The organism is Methylobacterium sp. E-016 (genome assembly GCF_022829745.1).
In the GTDB taxonomy this organism is placed as follows: Bacteria; Pseudomonadota; Alphaproteobacteria; order Rhizobiales; family Beijerinckiaceae; genus Methylobacterium.
Map to the genome: position 1 here is coordinate 1 of NZ_JAKSYF010000021.1, position 22,912 is coordinate 22,912.

General features: G+C 61.0%; 21 protein-coding genes and 2 pseudogenes. 17 read left to right on the forward strand and 6 right to left on the reverse strand.

Annotation, left to right across the window (positions count from 1 at the left end; all coding sequences use genetic code 11):
* From MKK68_RS01240 to MKK68_RS01290, 11 genes are all read left to right on the forward strand, one after another.
* On the forward strand, window positions 1-442 hold a 442-nt coding region (locus tag MKK68_RS01240), incomplete at its 5' end, for a hypothetical protein (RefSeq protein ID WP_244027868.1).
* 249 nt (window positions 443-691) lie between these two features.
* The gene (locus MKK68_RS01245) at window positions 692-3,652 is read left to right on the forward strand and encodes a glycosyltransferase family 4 protein (RefSeq protein ID WP_244027870.1); all 2,961 of its coding nucleotides are present in this window, start codon (window positions 692-694) and stop codon (window positions 3,650-3,652) included.
* 44 nt (window positions 3,653-3,696) lie between these two features.
* The gene (locus MKK68_RS01250) at window positions 3,697-5,166 is read left to right on the forward strand and encodes an FkbM family methyltransferase (RefSeq protein WP_244027872.1); all 1,470 of its coding nucleotides are present in this window, start codon (window positions 3,697-3,699) and stop codon (window positions 5,164-5,166) included.
* A 232-nt stretch (window positions 5,167-5,398) separates the two neighbouring features.
* Window positions 5,399-6,166: an FkbM family methyltransferase gene (locus tag MKK68_RS01255; protein WP_244027878.1), complete on the forward strand. Its 768-nt coding sequence runs from the start codon at window positions 5,399-5,401 to the stop codon at window positions 6,164-6,166.
* Between the two features lie 460 nt (window positions 6,167-6,626).
* Window positions 6,627-9,371, forward strand: a complete 2,745-nt coding sequence (locus tag MKK68_RS01260) for a DUF4214 domain-containing protein (RefSeq protein WP_244027880.1) — start codon at window positions 6,627-6,629, stop codon at window positions 9,369-9,371.
* A gap of 84 nt (window positions 9,372-9,455) precedes the next feature.
* Complete coding sequence (locus MKK68_RS01265) at window positions 9,456-11,003, forward strand: class I SAM-dependent methyltransferase (RefSeq protein ID WP_244027887.1); 1,548 nt, start codon at window positions 9,456-9,458, stop codon at window positions 11,001-11,003.
* A gap of 36 nt (window positions 11,004-11,039) precedes the next feature.
* Complete coding sequence (locus MKK68_RS01270) at window positions 11,040-11,834, forward strand: SapC family protein (RefSeq protein WP_244027889.1); 795 nt, start codon at window positions 11,040-11,042, stop codon at window positions 11,832-11,834.
* Window positions 11,835-11,891: 57 nt separating this feature from the next.
* Window positions 11,892-12,422 carry a hypothetical protein gene (locus tag MKK68_RS01275; RefSeq protein WP_244027891.1) on the forward strand — a complete coding sequence of 177 codons (531 nt, stop codon included), beginning with the start codon at window positions 11,892-11,894 and terminating at the stop codon, window positions 12,420-12,422.
* A 173-nt stretch (window positions 12,423-12,595) separates the two neighbouring features.
* Entirely contained in the window at window positions 12,596-12,922 is a 327-nt protein-coding gene (locus tag MKK68_RS01280; protein WP_244027893.1) for a helix-turn-helix domain-containing protein, read from the forward strand.
* Between the two features lie 331 nt (window positions 12,923-13,253).
* Window positions 13,254-13,946, forward strand: coding sequence for a class I SAM-dependent methyltransferase (locus MKK68_RS01285; RefSeq protein WP_244027894.1), 693 nt, complete (start codon window positions 13,254-13,256; stop codon window positions 13,944-13,946).
* Window positions 13,947-13,988: 42 nt separating this feature from the next.
* Window positions 13,989-14,861, forward strand: coding sequence for a glycosyltransferase family 2 protein (locus MKK68_RS01290; RefSeq protein WP_244027896.1), 873 nt, complete (start codon window positions 13,989-13,991; stop codon window positions 14,859-14,861).
* On the opposite strand, the gene MKK68_RS29845 is transcribed toward MKK68_RS01290, so the two are convergent.
* Window positions 14,847-15,125, reverse strand: coding sequence for a helix-turn-helix domain-containing protein (locus tag MKK68_RS29845; RefSeq protein WP_409567131.1), 279 nt, complete (start codon window positions 15,123-15,125; stop codon window positions 14,847-14,849). The two genes, MKK68_RS01290 and MKK68_RS29845, sit on opposite strands and share 15 nt — an antisense overlap.
* Window positions 15,126-15,474: 349 nt before the next feature.
* Window positions 15,475-16,431, reverse strand: a complete 957-nt coding sequence (locus MKK68_RS01295) for an FkbM family methyltransferase (protein WP_244027898.1) — start codon at window positions 16,429-16,431, stop codon at window positions 15,475-15,477.
* 168 nt (window positions 16,432-16,599) lie between these two features.
* Between MKK68_RS01295 and MKK68_RS01300 the strand changes: the two are divergent.
* The 4 genes and pseudogenes from MKK68_RS01300 to MKK68_RS01315 form a co-directional block, all read left to right on the forward strand.
* A pseudogene (locus tag MKK68_RS01300) lies at window positions 16,600-16,701 on the forward strand (IS481 family transposase); the annotation flags it as partial.
* A pseudogene (locus MKK68_RS01305) lies at window positions 16,655-17,435 on the forward strand (IS5 family transposase). The pseudogenes MKK68_RS01300 and MKK68_RS01305, both read left to right, overlap by 47 nt.
* 110 nt (window positions 17,436-17,545) lie before the next feature.
* Entirely contained in the window at window positions 17,546-17,683 is a 138-nt protein-coding gene (locus MKK68_RS01310; RefSeq protein ID WP_244027905.1) for a hypothetical protein, read from the forward strand.
* Window positions 17,684-17,786: 103 nt separating this feature from the next.
* Window positions 17,787-18,230 (forward strand): hypothetical protein, encoded by a 444-nt coding sequence (locus tag MKK68_RS01315; protein WP_244027907.1) that lies wholly within the window; start codon window positions 17,787-17,789, stop codon window positions 18,228-18,230.
* Here the strand turns inward: MKK68_RS01315 and MKK68_RS01320 are convergent.
* From MKK68_RS01320 to MKK68_RS01330, 3 genes are all read right to left on the reverse strand, one after another.
* Window positions 18,203-18,655, reverse strand: coding sequence for a hypothetical protein (locus MKK68_RS01320; protein ID WP_244027909.1), 453 nt, complete (start codon window positions 18,653-18,655; stop codon window positions 18,203-18,205). The two genes, MKK68_RS01315 and MKK68_RS01320, sit on opposite strands and share 28 nt — an antisense overlap.
* A gap of 306 nt (window positions 18,656-18,961) precedes the next feature.
* Window positions 18,962-19,420, reverse strand: a complete 459-nt coding sequence (locus MKK68_RS01325) for a hypothetical protein (RefSeq protein WP_244027911.1) — start codon at window positions 19,418-19,420, stop codon at window positions 18,962-18,964.
* 179 nt (window positions 19,421-19,599) lie between these two features.
* A complete protein-coding gene (locus MKK68_RS01330) occupies window positions 19,600-20,046 on the reverse strand; it encodes a MucR family transcriptional regulator (RefSeq protein WP_244027913.1) in 447 nt (148 codons plus the stop codon).
* Window positions 20,047-20,212: 166 nt separating this feature from the next.
* Between MKK68_RS01330 and ctrA the strand changes: the two genes are divergently transcribed.
* Window positions 20,213-20,914 carry a response regulator transcription factor CtrA gene (gene ctrA / locus MKK68_RS01335; RefSeq protein ID WP_244027914.1) on the forward strand — a complete coding sequence of 234 codons (702 nt, stop codon included), beginning with the start codon at window positions 20,213-20,215 and terminating at the stop codon, window positions 20,912-20,914.
* Between the two features lie 13 nt (window positions 20,915-20,927).
* Here the strand turns inward: ctrA and MKK68_RS01340 are convergent, their stop codons facing one another.
* A complete protein-coding gene (locus MKK68_RS01340) occupies window positions 20,928-21,473 on the reverse strand; it encodes a hypothetical protein (RefSeq protein ID WP_244027921.1) in 546 nt (181 codons plus the stop codon).
* Between the two features lie 467 nt (window positions 21,474-21,940).
* On the opposite strand from MKK68_RS01340, the gene MKK68_RS01345 reads away from it, so the two are divergent.
* Complete coding sequence (locus tag MKK68_RS01345; protein WP_244027923.1) at window positions 21,941-22,507, forward strand: hypothetical protein; 567 nt, start codon at window positions 21,941-21,943, stop codon at window positions 22,505-22,507.
* The last annotated feature ends 405 nt before the right edge of the window (window positions 22,508-22,912 follow it).

Here is a 22,912-nt window from a genome sequence, read left to right on the forward strand (position 1 = left end):
GGACGTCACTAAGGTGGGCTTGGGTGAGAAGACTGCCCTGACCGACACGGCGACCAGCACGGGTTCGAAGGACGCAGCCTCGTCCCACACCGATACAAAGGCGACCGACCAGAGCACCGATACCGCGATCAAGATCGTACCCGCAGACGTCACCGCGACCAAGTTGGCGGGTGGCACCACGCTGGATACCGCGGCCCTGACGCATGCGGCCCCGGTGATCGCACCGCAATTCCTGGACGAGCAGGGACGTCAGGTCATTTCCCACTTCCTGGATACGACGAGTCAAATTCAAACCTTCGTGAGTGAGCGGTCATTCGTGATCGTGGACATGGACGCGAGCCATTTTGGCAACCCGGATTTCACCGTGCGCACCTGGAGCATCGGCCACGACGTCGAGATCACCATCGTCGGGATCGCTCTAGATCTGCCTCTGACCCTCTGACCGACATAGCGTCCGACCCATAGGCCGTCGCGTCTCAGTACGGTCTCAGTACGCCAACCCGGCAGTCGGTGTGAAAGGCTCGAGCGACGTTTTCATTCGACAGCGAACTCTCCCTGGACGCGGATTGGGTTCAAGGCGCCGGAGCTGTACACGTTGGCGGTTGCCTTCAGCGGTCAAGCTGGTGCACATGCCGGACGTGCCCGCCCCGCCCGTAGGGCGGGACCGTAGTGGGGAGCACGTGCAACGACCATGCTAAAAATCCTCCTCGACCTGCAGACGCTGCAGTCGAGCTCCCGTCATCGCGGTATTGGGAACTATTCGCGCGGGCTCGCTGACGCTCTGCTGCGGCGCGACGACGTTGAGTGGCACATCCTGTTTTCGGACGCGATGCCCGAGACCTTGCGTCCCGCCCTTGCCTGGGCTCGCGAGCGGGTCGAACGCGAGCAGATTCACGTGCTACACGGTCTTGGCCCGATCCAAGGCCGCGATCCCGACGCGGCGCCCCGGGCGCGCGCCGCCGAAGCGCTCTACAGCGGCTTCGTTGAGGCGCTCGCTGTCGACGTCGTGCACGTGGCCAGCCCCTTCGATGGCTGGGGGGACGAGACGGTCTTCGAGGTCGCACCCAATCACGCGACCCCGTTCGCGGCGACGCTCTTTGATCTGATCCCGTTCGAGGAACCGGATCTCTTCCTGCCGACACCTGAAATCGCCAACTGGTTCAAGCGCCGTCTACAAGCCCTGACGCGCGTCGAGAGCGTGCTGGCGATCTCTGAGCACAGCGCACGAGCTGGTCGGCGGCGGCTACGCATGGGGCCTGAGCGCGTCGTCGCGATCGGCTCCGACGTCGACCCGATCTTCGCACCCCGCGCGCTGGCGGCAGAGTCTGCCCGCGCCCTGCTGGCCCGCTACGGCATCACAAAGCCCTTCATCTTCCATGTCGGGATCCCGGAACCACGCAAGAACGTCGCCCGACTAATCGAGGCGTTCGCTCGTCTGCCGGCCGATGTGCGCACACATCATCAAATCGTGCTCGCTACGAAGGTTACAGATGCGCAGACCACGAGCCTGACGCGGCTGGCCGCCGATCAGGGCCTGCCACCGGAAGCGCTCGTGCTTCCCGGCTTCGTGCCCGACCTGGACCTGGCCGTTCTCTATAGCTTGGCTCAGGTTACCGTGATGCCCTCGCTTAACGAAGGGTTCGGGCTGCCCCTCCTCGAGGCGATGCGCTGCGGCTGCCCGGTGCTGGGTTCGAACACCACGAGCATTCCGGAGGTGATCGGCCGTGCCGATCTGACCTTCGACCCGCTCAGCGTCACCGACATCGCCGATCGGCTCGAGCGTGTTCTCACGGACACTGATTTCCGCGCCGGTGCAATCGACCACGCAGGCGTACAGCAGGCGCACTTCTCCTGGAGCATCAGTGCGGAGCGGGCCTGCCAAGCCTTCGTACAGGCGCACGAGCGGCGCGCACACCCACCTGTTCCCGCCCCAGTCCCACCTTCAATCACCGGTCTGACGCCGGGCCACTACCTCCTGCCGCTCGTGAGTGAGCTTGACGCGCACGTGCCGGGGCCATTGTCCCGCTGCCCAAACGAGCTTCCGGTGCTCGCGGCGGCTCTCGACGCAGCCGGTCCTTGCCTTCTCGTCGACCTGACGGGGACTGAAACTGGCACGGTGTCCGGGCAGGACAGCGGAGAGGCGCAGGCGCGCGTGGGGCGGGACGACCCAGCGACGATCCCTGTAAAGGACAGTGCGGATCCTCATCCTCACCTTATCGCTCGGCTGCGCTCTGAGCCGTCTCGGATCGCTTCCGACGCTCCCGACGTCTGGCAATTGACGTGGTCCAGCTGGGCACGCACGCGAACCCGCGCGCCGGATCCGGAGCGCTGCGCGAGCCTGCCGGCCGCGCTCGCGCGCATCGTCGACCACCCGCTCCTGCAGGCCGTCGATCCCCTGGCGCGGCTCACCGCCCTGGTGCAGGCACACCCCTTGTCGGGCCCCGAGCGCGATGCGATCGCCCGGGCGCTCGCCGACAACCACGCACCGGCGCGGTCCCGTCAGCGCCTTCTCGTCGACGTTACGGAACTTGCTCAGCGCGACGCACGCTCGGGCATTCAACGCGTCGTGCGCAATATCTTCGGCGCCCTCATCCAGGAGCCCGCGGGGTTCGAAGTCGTGGCGGTCCGGCGCGAGCAGGCCACGTATCGCTATGCCCACGCCTTTACGGCGCGCTTCCTCGGCCGTCCCGCACCGGTCTCCGACACGCTTCTCGACTTCCAGCCAAGCGACACGTTCCTCGGCCTCGACTTCGATGCTTCCATCTCGGCAGAGGCTTTCGCCGTATTAAGGCGTCAACACCTGCGTGGCGTGCGTATCATCCACGTCCTCTACGACACGCTGCCTCTGCATCGCCCGGACTGGTTCGGGATGGGCATGCACGGCGTCTATACCCAGTGGCTACACGGTCTCGCCGAAATCTCGGACGGGATTGCCTGCATCTCGCAGGCCGTCGCCGACGATCTTGCCCAGGTCCTGGTCGAGCGTCGCTTCTTGAAAGGACGTACTCCGCACCTCGGCGCCTTCCATCTCGGCGCTGACCTTGACGCGGCGCAGCCAGCGGCGGACGTCGATCCGAAGCTCGCCAGCGGGATGCCCGCTCTGTTCGAGCCGGACACACCCGTCTTCGTGACGGTCGGCACCATCGAGCCGCGCAAGGGCCACGCCCAGCTCCTCGATGCCGCCGAGATCCTGTGGGCTCGGGGGAACCCGGCCGTGTTTGCGATTGTGGGCAAGCGCGGCTGGCTCGTCGACCCGCTGATCGAGCGGATCACAAGCCATCGAGAGCTTGGTCGACGCTTGCGCTGGTTCGAGGCCGTCGACGACGCAGTCCTAGCCCAGGTCTACCGTGCCGGCTCGGCCGCGCTCCTACCCTCGGAAGGCGAGGGTTTCGGCCTGCCCCTCGTCGAGGCGGCCCATGCCGGCCTACCAATCCTGGCGCGCGACCTGCCTGTCTTCCGCGAGATCGGCGGCGCGCACGCTACCTATTTCAGCGGTTTCGACGGGCGCAGTCTCGCGGACGCCATTGAGGCTTGGCTTTCGGCCCACGCCCGAGGCGAGACGCCGGACGAGAGTGGCATCCGGCCGCTCACCTGGGCCGAGAGTGCGCATCAGTTGATGGACGTCGTGTGCGCGGTCCCGCACCAGCCCTGAGCGTACCTGCGCCAGCTCCAATCGCCGCTAAGGACCTGCGCCCGATGGTGTTCATCTCTTACGCCCAGAATTACGAGGACGTGATGCTCGCCCGCGCCCTCGGCGCCGTCGAGACCGGGTTTTATATCGACGTCGGGGCACAGGATCCGGACGAGGACTCAGTTACTAAGCACTTCTACGACCGCGGCTGGCGAGGGCTTAATTTCGAGCCGTCCGAGCACTACCACGCCCGCCTCGAGACGGCCCGCTCGCGCGACGTGAACTTGCGCTGCGCGGTCGGCGACCAGCCGGGTTCCGTAACTTTCTACGAAGCGGACGGCACCGGCCTCTCGACGATCGTCGAAGCGGTGAGCGCGGCCACCTCCGAGGCACGGATACCCCATACCGTACCGATGACGACGCTGGACGCGGCCTGCGCCGCATACGGCATCACGACGGTGCACTTTCTCAAAATCGATGTTGAGGGCGCCGAAGAGCTCGTCCTGCGCGGCACCCGTTTCGAAGCGGTACGCCCCTGGATTGTTGTTATCGAGGCCACGCACCCGAACTCGCCCGAGCCCTACTATGTGCATTGGGAGCCGCTCCTGACCGAGCGCGGCTACCGCTTCGTCTACGCCGACGGGCTCAATCGTTTCTACCTCGCCGATGAACACGCCGAGCTCGCGCACCACTTCGCGGTACCGCCTAACCACTTCGACCGCTTCATGCGGGCCAGCGAAGTGCGCGCCGATGAACGCGCCGAGAAGCGCTGGGCAGACAACGTCGCTCACCACCTTAAGATCATTGCGGAGATCGACGCGGACCGCACCAGCCGGCAGACGGCGCTCGACGGCCAAGCAGGTCGGATCGAGGCTCTCACCGCGCAGCTTGCCGAAAAAGAGGAAGCGCTAGCCCACCATCTCGGCCTAATCGAGGAGGCCGCCGACCGCGCGCGGACCCAGCAAGCCGAGATCGAACGCTTGGCTGGCCTCGTTGAGGCGGGCGCCTTGCGTGAACGGGAGACGATCGCCCACCATCAGGGCCTCCTCAAAGAGGCCACTGCTCAAGCCGAGAGGCTTCAGGCCCGGGTCGACGAACTGAGCGAGGCGCTCGGGCGCAGCGAGACCTGGGCGCGGATCCTGGAGGGCGAGACCGCGGTTCGGGATGGGCGAATTGCTATGCTTGAAGCGCGAGTCGAGCGCCAGGCGCGTCAGATTGCGTTTCGCGATGACAAGATCGGCTGGCTATCGCTCGACCGTGACCGCTTTCGTACGGCGCACGGCATACTAGTCGAAAGCCGCCTGTGGCGCCTCACGCGTCCCCTGCAGGGGGCGACCTTGCGGGACGCGATCCGAGCGCGCCCGCTGGTCCGGGCTCTACTGCCGGAGACTGAAATTGCGCAGGCGGTTGTTCACGCATCCGACACTGCCGTCGCGCCCGTTCTCGTGGCTGCAGCGGCGGCCGTCTCTGTCCCAATACCCGGCGAAGTACCTGATCGAGCGCGTTGGATGCAGGACTACCTCTTTGCGGCGTGATCGCGAACCGGCCACACACACTTCAGGTGGTGGCATAACATTGTGGGCGGAGGGAAAGCGCGGTAACCCGCACGTCGCGGATCGCTCCGATTGAGCGGGACATCGGACGAGTCAGACAGCGTCGGCGAAGCCAGGCGGAAGGAATGTGCGCCCCTTATGACTCTGTGGCATCGTTAACAGTTTCGTGCTCTCAGTGTGTTAGGACTATGCTCCAGCCAAGCTCAAGGTCGAGATGACGGCACCCACCAAGTCGGTCACGCTGAACGGCACGGCCCACCAGATTACGGGGCTGTCGAAGGATGATGCCTATTTCGCAAGTATAACAGATCCTTTCGAGCCGGATTTCCAGGGATTCTGCGCCCGCCATCTCAAGCACGACTACGTCTGCTGGGATTTCGGCGCCAATATTGGTATCACCACTCTCATGATGTCCGGTCTCTGCCCCAACGGTAGCGTCGAAGCGGTTGAAGCGAACCGGCCTGTCCACGCGCTGCTCTGCCAAAACCTCGCGCAGAACGGAATTAGCAATGCAACGCCGCACCACGTCGCGATCGGCGGCCACAACGGTCGAGCTTTCTTTAACGAGGTCTCGGCCTACGGTCACATGACACATGACCCGGATCATCCCTCGGTGACGATGATTACTCCCGAGACACTCCTCACGCGCAGCGGGGAGCGGCTTCCGGACTTCATCAAGATCGACTGCGAGGGTTTTGAGCCTACCATCCTGAAGAGCGCGACCGACCTGATCTGGCGCAGCAACGCCCTGGTACACTTCGAATTCAACACGTGGTGCCTACTGCATCATTCCCGAGAGCAGCCTCTTGAGGTGCTGATCTGGATCCTACACACATTTCCCGAAACATTCGTGGTGCGTGAGGGCGGTGCGCTCGAGCGATTTGGCCTCAAGGACATCAGCCAAATTCTGCACGACAACTTGATGAAGTACGGCTGCGTCAACGATTTTGTAGTGACATTTGAGCCGGGGCGCTTAAGCTAGATACTAGAATTTTTGAATTTGTCCTGACAAGACAAGCCTAAATCAGTCCGTATTTTTCGCCTAATCTTGCATCGCACCTTCCAGAATTTTGTGGACAGGTGAGTCGGCTCGTCTTCGGTTCGACCTGCTCAGGCGTGATGTAGTCGAGGGCTGAGCCGATGCGCTGTTGAACTCCGCCCTACGCCAGCGCACCTGGACGCGTTTGCGCCAAATATTTGTTAAAGCAAAAATAACGATGGAAGCACGCACTCTGTGCGCCGCACGTTTGTTGCAACTATATCACGGGTGGCAGAGCCCGTAGACAAATATCAGCCATTCGTCTCGCAGACGTATCAGAAATCGCTTGCCGGGGTATTGAAACCGCACTACAGCTCGGGCCGCATTTGGACGAAGCGCCCGCTTCGGTCATGCGCCGGACCGGTCTCACTGACCGAACGGCTTCCCTTTAGGAGGCGCCTAAATGGCTCTTACACGCGCACAAATTCAAACGGCCTTCCAGAATAGCCTGGGTCGCGCCGCTTCGGCCAGCGACGAGAACTCCTACTTCTCGGTCTCGCAGTCCGGCGCTCTGTCCGACGCCCAGATCTTCTCGACGATCTCGAACTCCCGTGAAGCCGACCAGATCGCCGACCCGGTGATCCGCTTCTACCAGGCTGCCTTCGGCCGCGTGCCGGATCAGGCTGGTCTCCAGAACGCCGAGAACTTCGTTCGTGCGTTCGGTCCGTCTGCTGCGACCTACCAGAACCTGTCGAACATGTTCGCGCAGTCGCAGGAATTCACCAACCGCTTTGGTACCGGCACGGCCGTCGACGCCGCTTACGTCCAGGCCCTGTACAGCACCATCCTCGGCCGTACTGCGACAAACGCAGAGGTCGATGGCTACGTGTCCGGCGCTGCCGGCTACACCACCCGTGGCGCCGTGCTCTACGCGGTCTCGCAGTCCCAGGAAGCCATCAGCATCTCGGACTCGGCGGTCAACAACTTCCAGCTCCAGGCTGCTCAGGGCAACGGAACCTACACCGGTTCGCTCTCGATCACCCCGGTTTCCACGATCATCAACCTGACGAACAACGTTGACACCATCACCGGCTCGACCGGCAACGATGTCATCAACGGCACGGCGGCTGGCGGCACCGGCGGTACCCCTGGTACCGGCGCTACCTTCACCGCAGGCGATCGTATCGATGGTGGCGCTGGCAACGATACGCTGAGCATCAACGATCTCGGCACCGGCGGCACGCTCAACCCGTTCGCCGTGGCCGGCGTTCAGGTCTCGAACGTCGAGAAGATCGTCATCGCTTCTGGCGAGGCTGTCACCGTCGACACTTCGACCGCCAACACCGCAGGCGTGACGCAGCTCAACATTGCTGCTGCCGGCGTTGTTCAGGCGACCGCAGCGACTTCGACTTCGGTGACCATCAGCGATAGCGCCGCCGCGGCCGTGACGGTCATTGGTGGCGGCAACAACGCGTCGATCACCGCTGGTGCTGGCGCCGTGGCCGTCGGTAACGCCGGTGCAGGCGCTGCCAACGCGAACTCGTACACCACTGTTGCTGTCACGGGCGGTACGACCGTTGCGGTGACGGATAACTCGGGCGCGACCGCAGGCGATATCGGGACCAAGCTCGGCACGATCTCGCTCTCGGGCAACACTGGCGCTGCGACCCTGACCGGCAACGGCATCACCAACGTCAGCATCTCCAACGGGGTTGCCGCGTCCGACGTCACGATCACGGATACGACCGCTGCTCACGCTCTGAACCTGACCGTCAGCAACGACGCGACCGGTCTCGTGATCACCGACGCCACTGCCGGCACCGTGAGCATCGCTGCGAGCGGCGCAGCTTCCGCTGTTGCGATCGCTGCAGCGACTGCCACTGCCCTCAACGTTTCGGGTACTGGCACGCTGACGCTTGACGCGACGGGTTCTAACTACTCTGCCCTCACGAAGGTGGGTGTGACCCAGACCGGCACCTTCACTGCTGATCTCAGCGGTGCTACCAACCTGACCACGATCGACGCGTCGAGCTCGACGGGTACGAACAACGTCACAGTTTCCGTTACGGAAACGTACCTTGGTGGTTCGGGCGTTGATAAGGTGTCCATCGGTGCGACGCCGACGACTGGAACGATCAGCGGTGGCGCTGGTGCGAGCGATGTGTTGGTTGTGACCGGGAATGCGACTGGTATCGACACGGCAAGCACCAAGATCACTGGCTTTGAGATCCTGGGCGCTGGCGCTGGCGCGCAGGGCACGTTCTCCGGTGCGAACTTCACCGCTGTGGAAGTTGACGGCACACTCGCCGCTGCAACGACCTTCAACGCTCTGAAGGCTGGCACGGCGCTGACCTACAACGCGGTTGGTGGACAGGACGTCACCTACACGTTGGCGGATGCTACCGGCACCAGCGACACGGCCACTCTCAACCTGGGCAACACGACAACCGCTGGTCTTGCGACCGCCGGCAACACGACGTCGTTTGCTGGAGTTGAGACTGTTACGGTCAACAGCCTTGGCACTGGCACCACCGGTACCAACACTGTGAAGATCGCTGACGGTGCTCTCAAGGCGCTCGTCATCACGGGCGGTGAGGCTCTCACTATCTCGTCGTTTGGCGGTGGCGGTGCGACGGACACCACTCTCCTTGCTTCGGTTAATGCTTCGGCTGCGACCAAGGCGATCGACACGACTGGCCTTACGCTGGCCAGCGGCTCGACGGTCATCGGTGGTTCCGCTGCCGACGCGATCAAGGCTGCAGCGGGTCTGTCGACCCTCACCGGCGGTGGCGGTGCCGATGCGTTCAGCTTCACGGCGAACGCCAACGGTAACACCTACGCGACGGTGACGGACTTCACGAAGACCACTGGTACCGGCACTAGCGCTGTGACCGGCGATTCGCTGAACCTGACGGCCCTGAAGGTGAACGCCTTCGCGGCAAATACGACGATCGCCGCTACGGACAAGATCTCGCTCGCGTCCACCGCTGCTTTCGCCGATTACCTGAGCGCCGCGTCCGCTGCCACTACTGGTGGTACTAACGCCGTGTTCAAGTACTTCAACTACCAGGGCGATACCTACGGCGTTGTGGATAACAGCAACAACGCAACCTTTACCAATGGTGTCGATCAGGTGGTCAAGCTGACGGGCGTCATCGATCTGACCGGTGCAACGATCACCGCTGCTACCAGCGTTCTTCAGGCGTAAATCAAAGCGCTTTTTGAACGATGCATCTAAAGGACGGGGCGCTTCGGCGTCCCGTTCTTGTTTTATAATACATTGCGAGGGTGCATGAGCTCTGCCTGGACCGAAGGCTACGTCGCCGACATCCCCTACGCCCTCGGCTTCTATCGCGAGACCGTACCGGCTCACATTGCCTTTGCCGCCCTTTCGGTGGGCAAGCACCCCGGTTTGACCCTGAAGCCGAGGCACGTGCTCGAACTCGGCATCGGCATGGGGCTCGGCTTCGTCATCAACGCCGCCGCCAATCCCGCCACCCACTTCGAAGGGGTGGATTTCAGTCCGGTGCACGTCGCCCATGCCCGTGGCCTCGCGGACGAGGCGGAACTGACGAACGTCTCACTGCGGGAGGCGAGTTTCCAGGACCTGGCTCGTGAGGCACAGGAGGGCCAGCATGACCTCGACTTGATCGTGCTACACGGCATTCTAACTTGGGTTTCAGCGGATGCGCACGCGGCCATTGTAGAGATCGCGCGCAAGCGTCTTAAGCCTGGCGGCCTACTCTACGTCTCCTACAACTGCATGCCCGGCTGGGCGCCGGTGATCCCGCTCCAGCGGCTCATGCGCGAGAACGCCAAGCGCATCGCCGGCCGTTCCGACGTGCAGACCGGTGCCGGCCTGGATCTCGTGCAGGCGCTGATGAACGAGGGCGCTAGCTACTTTGCCGCCAACCCCTCGCTGGCGCAGCGCGTCGAGCGCCTTCTGACGATGGACCGCAACTACCTCGCGCACGAGTACCTCAACGCGAACTGGTTTATCTTCCACGTAGCCGATGTGGCCGAGATGTTTGCGCGGGCCAAGCTCGGCTTTGTCGGCTCGGCGACTCTCCTGGAAAACATCGACAAACTTGCTGTGCCCGAGGGCGTGCGGGCGCGTCTAGAGGCTGAGGCCGATCCGATCTTCAAGGAGACTCTGCGCGATATCGCCTCTAACAAGCAGTTCCGACGCGATCTTTACGGCCGTGGCGTCAGCGCGACGACGGGTGCGGAGCAGAACGCATTGCTGTCCGACGCCCGCTTCGCATTGGCTGTGCCGCGAGCCAAGGTTACGTTCAAGATCCCGAGCCCGCTGGGCGAGCTCAACGGCAACGCCGACCTCTACGGAGCTATAGCGGACCGCCTTGCTGATGGGCCGGCCTCCCTGAGCGAGCTTGCAGCGCTACCCGCCTTCCGGGAGGGCCCAGGTGCCGGCGCTGCCCTGCAGTCGGTCAGCCTCCTCGTGCACAGCGGGCAGGTTCTACCGCTGCCCGCGGGCGAGGCACCTGATCCGGCTTCTGCGCAGCGCCTGAACCGCGTGATCGCTGAAAAGGTCCTCAAGGGTCGTACCTATGCTTTCCTCGCGGCGCCCGTCGCAGGCTCTGGCATCCAGACCACGAACGTCGATCTCATGATGCTGGGTGCCGTGCTCGCCGGCCGCGCGGAGAGCGCTGAGGCTCTAACGCAGGATCTTCTGAGCCGCATGCAAGCGCTGGGAATCAACTGGCTCGTCGATGGCAAGCCAATGGCGGACCCTGCCGCGACGCAGGCCCGCGCCGAAACCGAAGCCGCCACCTTCCTCGCGGAGAAATTGCCGCTCTGGCGTCAACTCGGCGTTCTCTGACACCTTGGTCGCCCTACGCCGAACCCGGAGCTATTCGTGACCCTGCAGGTCCTGTCCCCCGCGCGTCATCGGCAACAACGCTGGACGCAAGCGACACGCTACACCTTTGCTTCCCAACGCAACCTCGTTGGCCTCGCAGCGGGTGAACTCAGCCGCGCCGCACTCGCTCTCCCTCTCGCTTTTGTAGGGAACGAAGGGCACTGGTCGCTTTGCGCCGTGCTTGGCCTTGCAACGGGTCAAAATCTCTACGTTGGACCCGATGGTCAGTGGATCGGCACCTACGTCCCAGCAACTCTACGTGCTCACCCCTTTCATCTGGGTTGGGAAGGAGGCAGCGCCACGCTTTGCGTGGATGAAGACAGCGACCTGCTACCAGCGAACGGTACGGGCGAGCCGATCTTCGACGAGGGCGGCGATCTAAGCCCCCAGGTGCGCGAGGTTTGGGCTTTTCTCTCACAGATCGCCCAGGGCGTTCTGACGATGGAGAAGGCAGCCCATCTGCTTGCGGATGCGGGCGTGATCGAACCTTGGCCGATCACCGTTCAGGGAGTGGATGGCGCCCAAAACGTCTCCGGGCTCCACCGAATCAACGAGGGGGCACTCAGCGCCCTCGACGAGACCGCATTCAGTCGGCTCCGGCAGGCTGGCGTCATCGGCGTCGCTTACGCCCAGCTACTCTCAATGGGCAATCTTGCCGACCTCGGTAGACTTGCACAAGCTCGCGCCGAGGCGGAGGCGGCAGACCGGGCCAAAGCCGAGGTTAAACCAATGATGATGCTCCCTGACGACAGCACCATCGATTGGGACTGGAGCAAGGTCGGCAAGTCCTGATCCGCCGATCGCCCGCATCAGCGTGCAATCTTTTCTGAGAGACAACCAAAGGCGCTCATGGCCCTTGCCCTTCCCATCGTCGCCAGCAGCCTCCGGTTCGCTTACAGCGAGCCCGACGACCGGCTGACACTCCTCGCCGCCGACGCACAGGATCAGGCCGTCCACGTTGCCTTGACGCGGCGGCTGACGGAGCGGCTCATCAATGGCCTAGCGCACCTGCTGGAGCAATCTAGCGCCGTCGCCGTCCAGGCCCCGGCCGAGATGCGCGACGACATCATCCTGATGGAGCACCAGACCGCCCTGTACGGCGGGGGCGCGACCACCGGGGAGGCGGCGGAGCCTGCCGACGTGCTCCCCGCCCTGCCGGTGCCGCAGCTCGTCACCGCCCTCGCCATCTCAATCACTCCGGCGACCTTCGAGATCCAGATGCAGTCGGGGGAAACGGCGTTGATCCACCTCAGCCTCGACCGCCTGCAGGTTCACCGGCTCCTCGAGGTGCTCAGCCAGCGTACCCAAACCGCCGGATGGAACATCGCGGTCGGTACCGCTTGGATGGAGCCGGGTCAGACGGCAATCGTGCTCAATTGAAACTAGCTTATGGTTGCGGGTTACCCCGTGGTTAACTCGTTTAGGTAGCAGGTCAAAGCACTGTGCTATTTCAAGATTTTGTCGCGCTCGAGCCATGGTTTTCTACGTTAAGTATGGTATTGGTATCATGTTGCCCACGTGGAGCGTTAGGCGCCGCAAACTGGTACCGAGCAATGTATGCCCAACAAACTAAGCTTGCGACGGAAGAGACCCAAGTGCTGCGCCGCGAAGGCGGATGTTACCTGCGCGCGCTTCGTGAGGCGCGAGGTCTTTCACAACGCCAGCTTGCAAAGCTGTTAAATTACGAGTTTTACACTTTCATCTCGCAGATAGAGACGGGCCGTGGCCGTATCCCGCCCGACAGCTATCGGATCTGGGCCGTGGCGTTGGGTGTCGACGTTCAGGACTTCGTTCGCAATCTGATGCGCTTCTACGATCCCGTCACCTACGCCATCTTGTTTGGTCATACCGCCACCGTCGTGCCCACCAATGCCGCTTGATTTTCGGTCCAGACAGGGATCGGATCCGTTTGCGCGATAACCCCAAGGTCAAAGCCAAGGCCTTCGTACTGCAGTGTGTCGAACCTGGGGGTCCAGCCATGAACCTCAACAGCGACGAAGACCGGACCCATTTCGCGCCCGCTGGCTTCGCCTTCGAGACGCTGCACCAGCTCGCCGCCGGCACCTGAGACATCTGAGCCGCGCAGGGCACAACCTGATTGTACTCAGAAGGCTGAGAGGCTTGTACCTCGTCTCCTTGACGCTCCACGAGTGCCCATGGTTGATGCGATCCGCTGAGCGCGCAATCGCTCAAATGGATGGAGCAGGACCAATGTCCGCACAGGAACTGGCGCAGCTCGCGACCCAGCACGGATCCGACAAATGGAACGGGCACTGGTACGCGGGGCCCTATGCTATGCACCTCGAGAGCCTTCGGCAGCAGCCTATCAGCCTCCTCGAGATCGGGATCGGCGGCTACGGCGACCCAGAGGCCGGGGGCGCCTCGCTACGGATGTGGCGGGACTATTTCCCTAACGCCCAGATCGTCGGACTCGACTACTACGATAAGTCCCCGCATGCGGGCGAGCGGATCCGGGTCTACCAAGGCTCGCAAGCCGACCCAGTCGCGATCGCCCGAATGCTCGGTGATTATCCCGAAGGCTTCGACGTCATCATCGATGATGGCAGCCATCAAAACGAGCACGTCATCGCATCGCTCTACATGCTGTGGCAGTACGTAAAGTCAGACGGTTGGTATATTGTTGAGGATCTGCAGACCTCGTATTGGCCGAACCACGGCGGCCGAATTTCAGATCTCAACTCGCCCCAAACCTCAATGGGCGTTTTGAAATCTCTCGTCGACGCGCTCAATTGGGAGGAGCGTCACCAGCCAACCTATCTGCCCTCCTCGTTCGATACGAGTCTGACCGGCATGCATTTCTACCATAACCTCGCCTTCCTAAAGAAGGGCAACAACCGCGAGGGTAGCACGGAGGTAAAGGCCAATCGCATTCCTGGCATCTGATGGGCGAGCCCACCAGCCCCAATGGCCTGTAGGGATACACGCATGATCGGCCTCGTCCTCGTTACCTACGCGCACTGGCCGGAGAAGCTCCTGGCCAGCGTCGATGCTGCGGGCCTTGATGTGATTTGGTCGATCCACCATCACGGATCGGATCCCGACTTCACGGCACGGGTCGCTAAACTGGCCGAGCGGCCTCGAACGCGACTTCATCTGCACTGTGAGAACCGTGGGCTCTCGCGCAGCTGGAACGAGGGTGTGCACGAAGTCCTGGCGGCCGGCGCCACCCACGCGATGCTCGTCAACGACGACTTGCACTTCGTCGCGGGCGGTTTTTCCGCCTTCGTAGATTTTGCGCGGGCGCACGATCCTTTGTCAGTCGCCTTTCTGCAGGGTCTTGAAACCGGCGGCAGCCCTTATGCGGGGCAGGTAATGCAGCAGGGCTTTGCCTGCTGCACGTTGACGCCCGCAGTGATCGAGCGCGTCGGCTGGTTCGACCAAAATATCATCCCGGCCTATTATGAGGATTACGACTACTATCGACGCTGCGTCCTCTCGGGTGTTGCCTTCGTGACGGCGCCCGACGTGCTTGCCGAGCATGAGCGCTCAAAGACAACGCGTGATAACCCGGAGATCCGCATCGGGCACGAAGAAATTATGAAGCACAATCTAGAGTATTACACTCGAAAGTGGGGTGCGCCCGGGGCGGAGACCTTCGAGCGCCCCTTCGGCGATCCGGACTGGACAAACCACATCGCCTGGGAGGGCCGGGCCGATCCCTACGCGCCGAAGGCGCCCCCGGCGGCTCAAGCCGATGAAGAGGTCGGGGCGGTTCAAGAGGAGCCGCGGCGGTTTTGGCCAGCACTCAGACACCGGCTTACGGCTCTGACTGACCGCTACGGCCTACGCCGGCCTTGAGGACGCCGAGATCCGCAGGCCTAAACGCATAGGGCGGGGCCGATCTAGGAGACCCACGATCCTCTTGAGATTGTACCAGTGAACCCAGGCTCGCAACGTCGGCCGCGGCATCCCGGCGCTCGCCGCCGCAGCCGTGCACGTGCCGCCATCTAGCACAGACGCAATCACCAGACAGCGGTGGCCTTGAACGACATCTCGGCTCGATTGCGCCACGCACCGGCGATCGTCAGCCGTTAGATCCAGTCGCGTAATTAGAAGAGTCATTAGGTCTTCCGTCAATCGATGAGAAACAGCGAACCACCTCAAACCCGACCCGTCAGGCAAAAGGAGTCAAACTCAACGCGGTTAGTATTACCTACTTCTTGTGCGGACCGGATTTTGCTGGTTCCCTCGCGAGATGAGCCGGAGCGATCTTGAGCGGTTGAGCCGCGAGGAGCTGATCGAGTTGGTGCTGCGGCTGCAGCGCCCGACGAAGACAAGTGCATGGTTATGTCCCGACCCACGCCCACCATTTTATTCCAGAAATAGCTTCTCCTAAAGGCTTATAAGTTCAGGCTAGAAACTTCATCATTTTGATAGGTTTAATCATATTAAAAATATAATTCTATCGATATTAATATTTCTGATGCGCACGCTCGATAAGATGACTAGATAAGCTTGCCTTGCTGTATACCAGTCCGGCGATCATTGCCTGCACCGCAAGCGTGTCTTTATCTTCCGTCTCACGGAAGAACACAGCATCACCCCAGATTAGCCTATCACGGCTATCTACATTGGACTGAGTAACATAGGCATAGCGGTGAGGCACTAGAATGTCGATAAGTGAGAATCCCCGGGCGTTAAGGAATAATTGCACCTCAGGAAATAAGTATTGCCCCTTGTAGATCTCAGCGAACTCCACCTCGCAATGTATCACGCCCGTTCGGGCTAGCATTCGCTCGGCTCCCTGCAGGGCCATAAGTTCGGCACCTTGGATGTCAAGCTTGAGAAAGTCGATCGGACCGTGATCGACCACGTCGTCGAGCGTACGCGTTGCCACGGACAGAGTGCGCTCGACTCGCAGGGTGTGGAGATGCTCAAACCTCGAAGTGAGAGGTAAGTGAAGGGGATAGATCGACGAGGTCGCGTCGTCGTTGTTGACGTACAATGTGTGGGTTTTCCCATCACCAATAGCGTAGGGCAGCATTGTTAGGGCCCCACCATTCTCGCTTGCTTCGCGCTCGTGGACTCGGTCGGAAAGTGGTTCAAAACCGATGATATGATGCGGAATGTCAGGTCGACACAATGCCTGATAGGCGTGCTCTTCGGTTCCGAGCATCTGTGCGCCGACGTCGATGATTGTCACCGGACGCCCATTCAAATGGGCAACGCACGTTGGAATCAGCGCTTCGTCGAACGCTGGTCGTGTTGACCGCAAAGCGTACTCCGCACTGGAAAGCAGTCCTTCGAGGACAAGTGTTGGGTCGCCCGTTTCGGCTATCAGCGTTACGCAGGCTGCTAAACCGTCTGGATCGGCTTCACGGCCGAGCGTCGTGAGATAGAGGCTACGGACATAGTCTTCTGGCGTCATGGTCATCACTCAGGATCTTATCTATTAGGCCGCTGATGCGGGAGCTGTAAAATCTGGTCGATGCCAGAGCAACATCGCAGCGCCGAAGTTCGCGTGGTGAAGCTTTCGCCGTATCGGTCTCGACGGTCGTAGAGGCTCCAGCCATGCGAGTTGAATAAGGCGCCGCGAGTTCGGGGCCTCACACCCACTGAGTTCATCTTGAACGCCTGGACGAAAGAGCCCAATCGCTTCAGGATCAACCCGTCACACCTCACCTCGGGACCATACACCTCTGGTCGAGGCCTGCTAGCCCCAGGCCAAGACGCCGCCGTAGGCCCTGGAACGCACGCTCTCGGCTATCCTCTGGCGGCATCAGAACGTCACCAAATGGCGGGCTATTCCGGAGGATCTGGGTCCGTGGTGGCGAGCGGCGCAGATCGTCATCCGCTGGTCCCGTGCCGGCATCTGGGAGCGCCTGCTCGACCTTCGGCAGGAGCGCGGCGTTCAACTCGGAATGGTGTTCCTAGATGGCATGAACATGCGGGCTCACCAGAAGGCGGCAGGCGCCGCCAAAGGGGGGGATCTGCGGTCGAGCAAGACGCTCGTGAAGCTCTTGGCCGCTCGCGTGGCGGCACTGGGACCAAGGCGTGCGTGATCGCCGACGGGCAGGGCCGCGCTGTCGCCCTCCGGCTGGCGCCCGGCCAGGCCCATGAACTGCCCCATGCGGTTCCGCTGCTCGATCAACTGCCCGGCGTGCCCAGTGGGTCGTCGGGGACCGTGGCTACACCAGCCACGCCTATCGTGAGCACATCTGGGACGTGGGCGCACGGTCTGCGATCCCGCCTCAGCGCCACGAGGCGCCCGTCGCCTGCCCGGACTGGATCGACAACAACCGCAACCAAGTCGAGCGTGTCTGGGCTAGGCTCAAAGAGTGGCGCGCCATCGCCACCCGGTACGAGAAGACCGCCGCCAGCTTCATGGGCGCTCTCTGCATCGCGGCAGCCCTCGATTGGCTCCAGCGATGACACGCCCTGATAGGCGCCGCTATGCGCCGCAGATCCCTGTCGGCCCCGGCTTCCTCGTAAAGGAACTCCCCGCTACATAAGCTCCCCCGCCTACCGATCTGGATTGCGGCATGCATCTGAGCGATGATGCGGGAACGAATGGTGGCGATCGGCGCAGTATGAACCTCGGCCTTCTCTTCTTCACGCTGTTCGGGCTGATCATGCCCGTGGTCGGGATCGTTTGGATCTTGCGCTCAAAGGACCGCTGAGGCCCCGGCCTCACAGCCCGGATAGGGTGCCGCCGGATGGGTGAGAAGCGTAGCAGCATCTCTCGAGGTCCTTGATTCCTCGCGCTTACGGATCCCCTGAACAATGCCAATCCGGCGCGAGCATCGCTTCTTCTACCCAATCGACTGGCCGCAACTCTCCGCGGCGATCCGCTTCGGGCGGGCGGGTGGCGCCTGCGAGGGCTGCGGTCGGCCCCATGGGCTGACCGTGTACCATCTCGGTGATGGGCGCTGGTGGGATGCCAGCATCGGCGCCTGGCGCGATGGACAGGGCCGTACGCTGCGCAGCCTGCCGACGATCGAAGATCTCGGTCGCATCCGGACGACCCGCGTTGTGCTGGCTGCCGCGCACCGCGATCACGACACTGCCAACAATCTCGACCGCAACCTCGCAGCCTTCTGCCAACGCTGCCACATCAACCACGATCGCCCCGAGCATCGGCGTCGACGCTGGCGCACCCTGTTTCGCCGTAGGGCGATGGGGGACCTGTTTCGGGGGCTCTACCCGACCGCGAACAAATCGAGCTGAAGCGCCGATCTCTGTCCCCTGCCCCGCCGGCTACCCCGTGGAAGTGGCTTGATCACCGGTAGGGCTCCAGTCCCCTTGGCATGCAGCACGGCCCCGACAATCTGGCAGCCGTCGCCCGGGTGATACACGTAAGCACGGCAGCCATCAGCCTGGAGGATCTCCTGAACAATCGCCTCGTCATCGGGACGTGCGCATAAGGCGTTCATCAAACACGCCAGCCCAAGCGAGGCGATGTTCGAGAAGTAGAACTCGCGCTGATACCCGGTCCAAACCTGGCGCTGTGCACCGACGCTGGTTCGCGCGAACGGATTGTGGGGCGCAAACACCGTACCCTCATCCAGGACGAAAGCAGCGATCGCATCGCGATCAGCGATATGCAGCGCGGTCCGGATCGATGCGGCGAGCTGGCGCTGGGGGATAGGCACGCGTTCAAATCCTCATATCGTCACAGACGAGATCAGCTCGAGCCACGGCAGAGACGCGATCGATCCCGGTTCGGCGCCTTTCTCGAAAAAGCAGGCCCTCAACATCCAAAAAGAGGTCTGACTACACCCGTTTGGCTATGTCATTGTGAAATAAATCGTTTTACGAATTGACGCCATGCCACAGCTTGCAGGCGTACCCACCTCTGGGTTCGAACTTCGGATCCTACGCCGTCCTTGCGATGGTGGTGGGCGTATCGAGACGCGGCACATCCACATCGAGGCGAGCTCGGGGGATCAGGCGATCGCTCAAGGGAGGTTTCTGGCTGAGGCGATCCTCGAGGGCTGGACCGGTGTGGCCATGCTCACCAACGAGGCTGGCGCCCTGATCTGGTCGATGCGCAAGGGCATGCCGCCCCCCACAGCACCCGGCATAATCTGATCGCTGGCTACCTGCTTCGGATGGGCGTGACCAAGGCCGGAGAGACGCTGGCTCGGCGCTGTTGCCCGCTCGATGCGAAGCGTCCAGAGCCGCCAGGGCGTCGCCAGCAGCAGAAAGTCGGCCTCATCAAGCACGTGCTCGGCCTGGTCGCCATGCCGAACCACCATGCGGAACGGCGCCTCGCCCGGCGGCCCGATCAGCACGACCGTCAAGGTGTTGAAGCCGTCATGCAGCCACGACGTTACGTCGTGGTGGAAGCCGTCCTCCGTCGGATCAAGCCCCTCCAGCGCAGGCTGCGTTACCGCGTAGGTGTTGAGACTGACCATAGCGCGGCTCCCCGCGCCCCACAGTGTAAGGCGCAGCCGCTCCCCGGCTCGAATGTACATGCTGTGCCCCGCTACAAGGGCCAAACTGACCGCTTCGGGGGTTTTCCACAACGGGAACAAGGCATGAACAGCAACGCTTCATTAACCCTGTGGCCGAAGCGCTCCAGCCCCCCTCCCCCTTACGATCCGTCGGCCGCGTCCGGTGCCGACTTGCGCCGCAGCTGACCCAAACCGAGGCTCTTGGCGAGCTCGGAGCGCCTTACCGAGTAGCTCGTGGTCACCATCGGGTAATCCGCAGGCAGGCCCCACTTGGCGCGGTAGGCTTCCGGTGTCAGGCCGCGCAGGGTGAGGTGACGCCGCATCGTCTGGTAGGCCTTACCATCCTCGAAGCTGATGATCGCATCTGGGGTGATCGACTTGCGGATCTGAGCGGACGTCAGCTTCTCAGGTCCCGGCGCTGTAGTCGGCTCTTCACCGCCGAGGCGGCTCAGGGAAGCATGGACGTTGGCAATCAAGTTCGGCAGCTCGCCAGCTTGAACGTGATTGTTCGAGACATAGGCTGAGACGATATCGGCTGCCATCGCCAAAACGTTGCTGTTTGTGTCTGCCACTGCTTCGTCCAACATGAAATACACTTCCCTATAGCCGACTGATCTGACTCACATTAGTCAGGTTTTGGCAGAACAACAAGTCGGATATGAGCCGGTAAGGCGCTGATACGGACCCTACTTCAGAACAGGGATTTGTTAAGGATCACGTATTAGTGGATCTTAACATTTACGGGGACGGACGATGCGGGTTCTGCTGATCGAGGACGATGCGGCGGTGGCGCAGAGCATCGAGCTGATGCTGAAGTCGGCCGGGTTCAATCCCTTCGTCACCGATCTGGGCGAGGAAGGGATCGATCTGGGCAAGCTCTACGACTACGACATCATCCTCCTCGACCTGACACTCCCCGACATGTCCGGCTACGAGGTGCTGCGCAGCCTTCGCTTGGCCAAGATCAAGACCCCGATCCTGATCCTGTCGGGTATGGCCAGCATCGAGGACAAGGTGAAGGGCCTCGGCTTTGGCGCCGACGACTACCTCACCAAGCCGTTCCACCGGGACGAGCTCGTGGCTCGCATCCAGGCGATCGTCCGCCGCTCGCAAGGCCATGCCGAAGCTGCCGTAACAATCGACGACATGGTCATCAACCTCGATCAGAAACTTGTCGCGATTGGCGGGAAGCGGGTTCCGCTCACGGGCAAGGAGTACCAAATGCTGGAACTCCTTGCCCTGCGGAAGGGATCGACGATCACCAAGGAGATGTTCCTCAACCATCTCTACGGCGGCATGGACGAGCCCGAGCTGAAGATCATCGACGTGTTCATCTGCAAGTTGCGCAAGAAGCTCGCCAACGCCAGCCAGGGTAAGAACTACATCGAGACCGTCTGGGGCCGCGGCTACGTGCTGCGCGAAGGTGTCAGCCAAATGCTAGCCGTCGCAAGCTGACGGGGCAGGCTGATCAGAGCGGCTCAACCTTCTCAGCTTCATGGTCAAGCTCGTCGTCCTCTAATTCCTCGGACTCATCCTCGAGTTCGTATTCTTCTTCGTTCTCGGAGAAGACTCCGCTTTCGATGGAGCCTACATGCAGGGTCATGGTCGACCAATCACTTGTTTCGGTTGTACCTTCGAAACTCGGGTACTTCTTCGCGATTGCAGCGATGATCGGTCCAGGGCAGCACCAGGGTGTATCAAAAACACACTGATAGAATTCGTTATCAAAGAATATTTCCTGGAACGCATGGGAATTCCATTTCGTCCCCCAGAATTTCCGTCGCCAGTCATACAAGTTCAGACCATCTACAAGAGGCTGAAGGGCTGAAGCTCCCTTGTCGAGATCCTCGAAATAGCTGAGAAATATGGCTGGTGTTGGCACTAAGGCCTCAAAATCCAGTCTTGTGTCCTCATAGCCATCATCTAAATAATCCTTGATACAATCCGAGCGAAACTGCTGGATTTCCGCAGCAGATCCAGTGATGAAAAGCTTGGTCGTCGCCCAATCTGTCATAGTATTAATGCCTTTTTAAAATGATATAATTATTAAGTCGTAATTAGCCTGTGCCACACAAATGGTCGTCCGGACTGTTTTTAACCATTGCGCGAGGGAGTTACACTAAAGCAAAATTTTATTCTACTCTATATTTTATTGATAAAATAAAAATTTACTTTAGTTAATATTTGCACGATGAAGTCACTTGAAAATGGGTCACATCAAGATCGTTGATCCCAGCTGACAAACCAGACCATAGATTGCGACAGCAGATTGCGGCAATATTTTTTTGATCGACCCGGAGATTTCGCACGCTCACAGGGAGAGCTCGCGGCCCCGACAATCTCGAACAAGAGCATACCCCGATCGGCGGAACGCAAAGGCTCTGCGGCGGCCAATGCATATTCGATGGTGTCCCGCATCGCTCTAACAAGATCGAAAATTTCTCAAAAAAATAATGACAAACGGAAAGCTGGCCCGCTACCTTGATGAAGCTCAATCAAGAGCTTTTCAGAAAAAAATTTATGACGAAATCATTTAATACTTCCCTCGAAGACTGGAACCGCTTCCTCAACGATAACTCCGATCTGAATATACCTGCCAAGTGTCGTGCGGGCGGCCCCTCAACGTTGTGCATCTACCACGACGTAACGACCGATCATGTCTTCGTCTCTGAGAATGATGGGCCTCTCAAGAAGGCCAATCCTCTTGTTAGGGCCATGGCGACGGGTAAAAAATATCGAGGTCCCGAAGAGATCGATCCCCTTCCTTCCAAGAGAGTTTGCTTGAACTTCACCAAGAAGTTAGCTCATAGTACGATGGTAGGGGATATGCTGGACTTTATATTTGAATTTACTGAACCTCTGAAGGCGTATTATCACCATGAGGATTACCAAATTGCTAGGGATAGGTATCTCGAATTGCTGTTCGCAAAGAGTGCTCGCGAGTTTTTATCCAATGACAAAACGAATTCTGAGCGGTGGATTTGCATCATCCGGCACATCACCAATCTTATCGACGAGCTTTCGCTTTTAAGCGACGAAGCTGAGTAGGAAAACTTTGAACGGATGAAGGAGGGCCCTGCGTGGCCCTCCTTTTTTCGTGCAGTGAGCGATCGTTCCGAAGAATGTTACAGCGCTCTTCGCCAGATCGTCGATAACCGCGTCTCGAGAGGCATCTTATCGGATCGAACGATACGCTTTATGATCTGTACGAAGAAATTAGTTGCGGGATTTTGGATTGGTGGCAGCCTTTGGGACCGAGGCAGCTACGGAGACCGGATTGGACCCTATCGACGCAACGCAGACCGATCCGCGCCAGCATGAGCGGTGCTTGCAGCGGGACGCTCACCCGATCACTGGATGGCCGCTCAAGCCCTTGGCCCGCCTTGATCGCGAAGGCGCACGGGGATGCCTGGCTGATCTCGCCACCGCCGGGCTGCTGTCGCGTCAGGCTGC